Annotated in this window: 1 pseudogene; it reads right to left on the bottom strand. The window is 64.3% G+C overall.

From position 1 onward, the window contains the following. A pseudogene (locus tag ABGA94_RS07950) lies at positions 1–269 on the bottom strand (hypothetical protein); the annotation flags it as partial.

Below are 269 nucleotides of genomic sequence, written 5' to 3'. Positions count from 1 at the left end.
CAGGCCGAAGGTGCCGATCGGGGTGACTTCCAGTACGAAGCGGGTCACCTGGATCATGATGTCGCTCATCTGGCCAACCAGCTTGCGCGCCTCGGTCACCTTCTCGCCCAGCTTGACGATGGCAAAGCCCACCAGGCCGGTCGCCAGCGTGATCGCGCCCACGGTGATATGGCCGCCATACCACAGCCACAGCGCGAGCCCACAGGTGCCGGCAATCAGGAAACCGTTGACGATGGCGATGGTCAGGTCCATGCCGGTGGTTACCCGGG

The organism is Stenotrophomonas sp. 3diitr2024, assembly GCF_042136455.1.
GTDB lineage: Bacteria > Pseudomonadota > Gammaproteobacteria > Xanthomonadales > Xanthomonadaceae > Stenotrophomonas > Stenotrophomonas sepilia.
Note: the sequence above shows the minus strand (reverse complement) of the source record. Positions and strands in the feature narration are given on the sequence as shown.